Raw genomic sequence first — 2,856 nt, forward strand, 5'->3', positions numbered from 1 at the left:
TAAAAGGCGACACAGGCGACACTGGCCCAGCAGGCCCTCAGGGGCTAAAAGGTGATACCGGCGACACAGGCCCGCGCGGACCAGGCATGGAGCTTTGGACTGGCGAAGACTACCCGGCAGTGGGTGACTTTCCAGAGCCGCTAGCGATCATGTACAGGCAGGCGGACGGCAGCTTGTTTTTCCGTGTGAATGACCCGCAGTCGGGCGAGCTTGTTGCGCGGGTGCTCAACCAGTGGCAGAGCGACTACTTATACGAAGCGAAGGCAAATAAGGGCGTTAACGGCGGGTATCCCGCGATAAATGAGAATGGCGGGATTGACGCTGTGGGGTTTGGTGCGACAGCAATTGCAGGCAGCGGCGGTTACTTCGTAAATGGTGTGAGAGTTGTGGGTGCCCAGCAGCCTGTTATCGCCGACTCTCAAGCGCCCGTCTCTAGCGAAAGCGTCGATGTTTTTTACGGCGCCACAGAGCGAGACGTCATCCAGAGTTTGCAGGCCACGGCTAACGAGCTGCAAACCACACTGAATTCAGCGCTCGCAGCTTTGCGAGCGCACGGCTTAATTGCCCAGTAGCGCCCAGCCGCTGGCAACAGCAAAACGAGGAAACCCCCATGCACACAAAACATCAACCACGCGCCAGTGCGCGAGGTGGCAGCGCTACGCCCAAAGAAAAGCCAGCGCGGCAGCGAATCAATTAGCGGCAGCCACACAACCCAACAAGCAGGTATAGCAATGAGTAAACACTGGTACAGCATGGCGATGAGCTCGCCCCAGGCCACGGCCAATAAAACCGCCGAAATTCACATCTATGGCTACGTTGGCGGATGGGATGTAAGCGCCCGCCAATTTGCCAAAGACCTAAAAGAGCTCGGCGAGCTGGATGAAATTGCGCTGCACATTAACAGCCCCGGCGGTAGCGTGTTTGAAGGCACCGCCATCTACAACCTGCTGAAGAACCACAAGGCCAAAATCGAAACCCATATTGACGGTATTGCCGCCAGCATGGGCAGTGTAATCGCCTTGGCAGGCGACACGGTGCATATTGCCGAGAACGCCTACTTCATGATCCACAACCCAAGCGGCGTGGTCGCAGGGGAAGAGAAAGACATGAAAAAGGCGGCCGACCTGCTGGCCAAAATCAAAACCACTATGGTCAATCTGTACTCATCGCGCAGCGGCATGAGCGAAGAAGAAGTGATCCAGGCCATGGATGAAGAAACCTGGTACGCCGGCACCGAAGCCGTAGAAGCAGGCTTCGCAGACTTCGCCACAGAGGCTCAAGACCTAGCTGCATGTTTTGACCCCGACGCCTTCAACGGCTTCAACAAAACCCCTGATGCCGTTATGGAGCTGGTCACCGCCAGCGCCGACCCTGTTTTATTCCCGTCTGCGGTTGCAGGCACCCAACAAACCCAAGAGGTTAAACCCATGAAGCAAGCACCAAATACCCCGGCTGCAACCGCCGCAAAAGCGGAATTAACAGCCGAGCAAACCGCACAGATCAGCAACGATGCTGTCGCCAACTACAAAGCCGCCCAGGCCAAGCGCAAAGCCGATATCAACGCTGTGTTTGAAGGCTTCACCGGCCACGAGGCGCTGCAGGCCCAGTGCTTAAATGACGAAAACTGCGACAGCGCACAGGCCAAAGACAAGCTGCTGGCCGCCATTGGCGACCAAAACAAGCAGCCTGGTCAAAGCTACAGTGTGGTAGTGGGCGAACACGCCGGCATTAAAACCATGATGGCCCACGCCGAAAACGCCATTGCTGCCCGCGCATTAGGCGAAGCCCGCGTGGAAAACAACCAGCTGGCAGGCCACACCATGTACGAACTGGCGCGCGCCTTCTTGCACGCTCGCAGCGTACCCACTGGCCACATGGACAAAATGGCGCTGGTTGCCGCCGCGTTTACCCACAGCTCGGGCGACTTCACCACCGTGCTGGGCAACATTGCCTACAAAGCCATGCTTAAAGGCTACGAAGAAGCTTCGGAGACCTTCCAGCTGTTCACAAGCGTTGGCAGCTTCTCCGACTTTAAGGTACACACCCGCACAGACCTTGGCAGCTTCCCCAGCCTTCGCCCTGTAGCCGCTGGCGCCGAGTATAAATACGTCACACTGGGCGAGCGCGCCGAAACGGCCGTGCTGGCCACTTACGGCGAGTTGTTCGGCATTAACCGCCAAGCCATCATTAATGACGACCTGAGCCTATTTACTCGCCTGCCAATGAAAATGGGCCGCGCCGCCATACGCACAGTGGGCGACCTGGTGTTTGATGTGTTCATCAACAACCCAGCCATGGCGGACGGCAAATCGCTGTTCCATGCCGACCACGGCAACCTGGCAACGGCCAGCGCCATTAACACCGCAAGCGTTGACGCAGCGCGCGTAAAAATGGCCAACCAAAAAGACGGCGATGCCATCTTAAACCTGCGCCCCAAATTCCTGCTTTGTGGTACGGCAGACGAGGGTGCAGCGCGCGTGGCCATGCAGTCTGAATTTGAGGTTGGCGCAAGCGCCAAGAACAACACCGTGCCTAACAGCGTGCGCGGCATTGCCGAGGTAATTAGCGATGCCCGCCTGGCTAACCACAATGGCTGGTACTTGCTGGCAGACCAAAACATGCACGACACCATCGAGGTGCAGTACCTGGACGGCCAGCAAGCCCCGGTATTAGAGCAGCAGCAGGGCTGGAACGTGGATGGCACAGAATTCAAGGTTCGCATGGATGCTGCTGCCAAAGCATGGGACTACCGCGGCATGGTCAAAACGCCCAAGTCGTAATCCCTTTTTACTCACCAAACAGACCAACTAAACCGCCGGCTAAGCCCGGCGGTTTTGCTTTCTGCCAATTAAAAAT

At 57.1% G+C, this 2,856-nt stretch carries 1 protein-coding gene and 1 pseudogene; both read left to right on the forward strand.

The features are described from left to right. Positions 1–572 (forward strand): annotated as a pseudogene (locus HNR64_RS16310) (hypothetical protein); the annotation flags it as partial. 159 nt (positions 573–731) lie between these two features. After that, positions 732–2,780, forward strand: a complete 2,049-nt coding sequence (locus HNR64_RS16315) for a ClpP-like prohead protease/major capsid protein fusion protein (protein WP_204997474.1) — start codon at positions 732–734, stop codon at positions 2,778–2,780. Positions 2,781–2,856: the final 76 nt, after the last annotated feature.

It is taken from the genome of Spongiibacter marinus (assembly GCF_016906995.1).
In the GTDB taxonomy this organism is placed as follows: Bacteria; Pseudomonadota; Gammaproteobacteria; order Pseudomonadales; family Spongiibacteraceae; genus Spongiibacter; species Spongiibacter marinus.